The organism is Noviherbaspirillum sp. (assembly GCF_035944575.1).
Lineage (GTDB): Bacteria > Pseudomonadota > Gammaproteobacteria > Burkholderiales > Burkholderiaceae_D > Noviherbaspirillum.
This window is the reverse complement of the sequence record NZ_DASZBA010000164.1, coordinates 1-4,625: the sequence shown is the minus strand read 5'-3', so window position 1 is coordinate 4,625 and position 4,625 is coordinate 1. Positions and strand designations below refer to the sequence as shown.

At 56.0% G+C, this 4,625-nt stretch carries 2 protein-coding genes; one reads left to right on the top strand and one right to left on the bottom strand.

Annotated features, from left to right (window positions below; translation table 11 throughout):
• The first annotated feature begins 40 nt into the window (after nt 1-40).
• A complete protein-coding gene (locus tag VGU61_RS11800; RefSeq protein ID WP_326859323.1) occupies nt 41-2,686 on the top strand; it encodes a protein kinase domain-containing protein in 2,646 nt (881 codons plus the stop codon).
• Nucleotides 2,687-2,908: 222 nt separating this feature from the next.
• Here the strand turns inward: VGU61_RS11800 and VGU61_RS11795 are convergent.
• Nucleotides 2,909-4,625 (bottom strand): hybrid sensor histidine kinase/response regulator (locus VGU61_RS11795; protein WP_326859322.1); only part of this gene is annotated, 1,717 nt, incomplete at its 5' end.

Sequence of the window (4,625 nt, the reverse complement as noted above, 5' to 3'; positions counted from 1 at the left end):
TGTCAGATTGCAGATGCAATCCTTATAAAGAGGCAAGAGCATGAAAATACCCGGCAAAATTTCATTTCCCAGTCATTTTTTCCTTACACCGAAACACCGAAGGACTGCGGACGCGGCTAAAACCGACAGTGGCCACGCCGGCAAGCGGGCGACAGAGAATCCGGGCGACCGCTATGCGCCCGGCGCCGCGAAGAGGAGCTTCCTGCAACAGATGTTTTCCTCAAAAAAGTCCGGCGGCGGTCGCGGCGACAAGGGCGGTCAAGCCGCCATTCCTATTGAAGAGAACGGTCCGCTGCATCTGACCGTTCCTCTGGACGGTCTGAATCTGCAATTATTTGCCGATAAATTCGATATTTTCGACCTTGATGACGCGCCACGTGTACTCAGCGATCGGCAGGCAATGAAGATCGAGGAGTTGTCGGCGGACCTGGAGCCACTGGGCGTACAGCATGTCAATGACGTGCCGGTGACGAAGCGCCTGGTATTGGAGGCAAAGCTGATCGCGCTCAGACACAAAGTGGCGCACTATCGCGCGGCGATGGAAGCTGAGGCGCGCAATCATGAAATAACCGAGGCCGGGCTTCAGGAAAGGATGGTGCAGAATCTCGGATCGATCGATGCGAAACTGGAGGCAATGCTGGAAGGCATTGGCGCCGAAATGGTTGAGCATCTGGAAAAACAGGTGGTTGACAATATGCGCGCCGAGACGGTCGTTCCAAGGAGCTGGCTTAAGAAATATGTGGAAGCGGCGAAGACGGAGCTCGATAAGGCATATACGGGTGCGGGGGGGCAATCCATTCCGGACGGGCATCGCCGGCTTGAGGACCGAGTAAGGGAGAAGATCGAATGCGCTGCCTGGAGCAAGATGGCGCCCAGGAATCTGGCGTGGGATGGCGACGGTCCATTTCTGATCAGGCCCGATCTAGTCATCGGCGCTCCTTCCATCATGAATGAAAGTAGAGGCCATGGCAGTTACGGCGGTGTTTATCTCATGCGGTGCGAAGACGGAACGGAGCTGATCTGTAAAAAGGCGTTTGGTGATCCCGGGAAAGCCTGGAAACATGCCATCGAAGTGCTTGAGCGCGAAGCCGGCATGTACAAGAAGGTCGCCGATATAGCCGGTCCCCATCCCAATATAGTCAATGTATATGGACTCGTCCGTCAAACGGTCGGTAATAATAACGAGCCCATGCTAATCATGGACAAGATAACAGGGCACAACGGTCTGAAGGCATTTGTAGTTCTGAAGCAGGATTGGGACTCGGGCAGAATTTCAAGCAAACAGTATTGGGGATCGATGCAATTTATAGCACGCCGCTTATTTGATGCAAGCCAGCATCTCCTGAAAGCCGGCATCGTGCATAACGACATTAAACCAACCAACTTCATGATCGATACCAGCACCGGCGAGCCGATATTGTTCGATCTCGGATTGGCTTCGCCAGTCGATAAATACCAAACTGGATGTACTCCGAGATACAGACCCGAGGCGAGATTCAAAAGGGAAATTCCGGCTTCGGAAAAGACGGACGCGTGGAGCACCATCGCAACGGTTGCCGACGGTGTAGATATCATGGATGTGACTTCCAGATACAATCGGCTCCTTGCCAGAAAACCCCTGAAGGGGCCAAAGACAAGCTATACCGAATTTCAAAATAAGCTCTTTGCCAAAATCGATGCCTCTTTCGTCTATTCGGCAATGGCGAAAGATCTTCCGTTTATTCATGACAGCATGATTGACGACAGCGAAGCGCGCGAGGTGCTGAAGAATGTCTTTGCCTCCGATGCCGAATACCCGGTTATCCCGAACCGGCCGATAGCCAAGAGCACGCAAACCAAATCATTGGAAGCGCTGATCGAGGAGAGCGCCACATGGAACTGGACCGTGAGGGTAGCGGCGGAGGAGATTCAGACAAGGTTGCGGTATAAAGCGAGCGACGTCGTATCAGGCGTGAACCCGAACGGCCTCCGGCTGGATAGAACTCCATCCGATGGCGAAGTCCTGAATGAACACGAGCTTTCGCAGAAGCAGAAGTGGGCAGACGATGCCAACCAGCGTATTGCGCTGGCGGTGCGTACCAGGGCAACACTGGAACCTCAGATTGACATTGAGGCATTGCGGCGCTTTGTCAGTGAGGCGCAACGCGTATTGAATCCCGTTCAGGTGTCACAGCCTGGGTCGACGGCTGGTGCCGGGAGCAGCACTGCAATCGCTCAACTCCAGCCCCGAAGGTGGGAAGCGCTGTCTCGCCGGACGAATAATGCCAGGACTGTTCTGGATTTGTTGGACGCTACGGCCGATATGCATCCGAATGGCGCGCGCGTGCGGCAATTTGCCCAATTTAATAAAGAACAGCGCGGCATGGTGCACATGCTGGAAAAGCATATGACCAAGCGATATGCGCCGACAAACTCCATCGGCGCAAGACTCCTGTACGCCAGTAAGCTCCGAAGCGTAGCGAAGAAAGGTTCCGTCCCGGCAGCACCGGGCGCGCAGCCAGTCAGCCATGAAGGCAAAGGCACTCGCGAGAAACTTGCTGCCCTAACCCCCGGACGCACACCGAAAATGCCTCGTTTCCTGAAAAAGAGCATGGAAAAGCATGCCGCAGAGGAAACGGAAGGGCAAAGCGCCGAACAGCAGCGGGAGAAAGAAAATCCGCAGCCAAAGCCGTATCGAAAAGTTTGAATTATCCGGAAGAGGCCTGGTCCGGCGATGGCACGCTGAAACAAGTTTCACGCCGTCATTCACTCATGCCTGCATTAGTGGCCAATTGCCATCGGCTGCAAGAAGCTGTCCGTTCGGAGACGGCGTCATACTTCGCTCGGCGTGACGAGATGTTTGGGCCGGGAGTCTGGATGATGATGCAAAGCCCGGGGCCGGATGGGACGTTGCGGTCAATGACTGCCGTCACTTCAAGGACGACTGGATGACGGCAATCAGGCGATCCAGCGTTTGAAGATCAACCGGCTTGATCAGATGGTGATCGAAGCCGGCGTCGCGTGTCCGATCCTTGTCCTCTTTCGTCCCCCATCCCGTAACCGCGACAAGGCATGTCGACCGGAACTGCGGCAAGGTGCGCAACACCCTGGCCAGTTCATATCCGTTCATGACAGGCATGCCGAGGTCGAGCAGCGCAAGGTCAGGCAGAAATTTCTTTGCTGTTTCGAGCGCAGCCTTGCCGTCAGGCGCTGTCTCGATGACGTGTCCGCGGATTTCCAGAAGCTGCCTGATCAGCTCGGCTGCGTCCTGGTTGTCGTCCGCAATGAGTATGCGCATCGGTCGCTGTTTCGCCGCCTCCGTATTCGCACCCTCTTGGGCTGCATCTGCCATTTCCAGCTCTGACGATGCGATGGGCAATCGAATAGTGAATGTCGCTCCGCGCCCCGGCCCGGCGCTGAAAGCGCTGACTGTGCCGCCATGCTTTTCAGTCAGTCGCTTTACCAGGGACAGGCCGATGCCCAGGCCGCCTTGCGAATGGTCGATGTCATGCCTTACCTGCATGAAGATGTCGAAAATGGATGGCAGCGCCTCGGTTGGAATGCCGATCCCGGTGTCGGCAACGGCAATGACCGCTTCGTCTCCTTCCCGCCGGACGGAGAGGGCGATCCTGCCGTTTGCCGGCGTATATTTGCGGGCATTCGTCAGAATGTTGCTGATGACCTGCGCCAATCTATTGACATCGGCATTCAACCATATCGGCTCGGCTGGAATATCGAGACTGAAGTCCTGATGCTTCGCTTTCATGTCGGGAAGTGCCGTTTCCACCGCCGCCAGCACAATATCCTTCAGCAATGCACGTGTCTTCCTGATCTCGATCTTGCCGGTGTTGATCCTGGCCAGATCGAGCAGATCATTGACGAGATGAACCAGATGGTCGAGCTGACGTTCCATCATTTCCCGCGCCCTGGCTACCAAAGCCGGGTTGTCGCGAGTCATGCGCATCACATCCAGACCGGTGCGGATGGGAGCCAGGGGATTGCGCAGTTCATGGGCCAATGTGGCGAGAAATTCGCTTTGACGCTGATTCGCCTGCGACAGATCCGCCGCCAGCTGACGCAGCTCCTGCTCGGCCTGCTTGCGTTCGGTGACATCATTGCCCTCGGCAAAAATACCGGTGACGGCGCCGCGTGCATCACGAATCGGCTGATAGACGAAATCCACGAAGCGCTCCGCAAGCGGCCCGTTGGGTTCGCGCTGGAGCTTGATAGGCACCGCATGTCCGACAAATGGTTCGCCGGTGACATAGACCTGGTTCAGCAATTCGTAAAAGCCTTGTCCCGTCACTTCAGGAAGCGCTTCACGCACCGATTTGCCGAGAACGTCGCGATGTCCCACCAGCTGATAGTAGGCTTCGTTGGTCAGGTCGAAGATATGATCCGGCCCACGCAGAATGGCCATGAAGCCGGGAGCCTGCTCAAATAGCGTGCGGAATCGCTCGTTTTCTTCATTGCGATATTTTTCGGCGAGGACCTGCTCGGTGACTTCGACGCAGGCGCAGTAGATCCCCGACACATCGCCGCCCTCGTTGCGTACGGGGGAATAGGAATAGGTGAACCACGTCTCTTCGTCATATCCGTGCCGGTGCATCGTCAACGCAAGCCGGTCGCTGTAGGTTGCTTCGCCC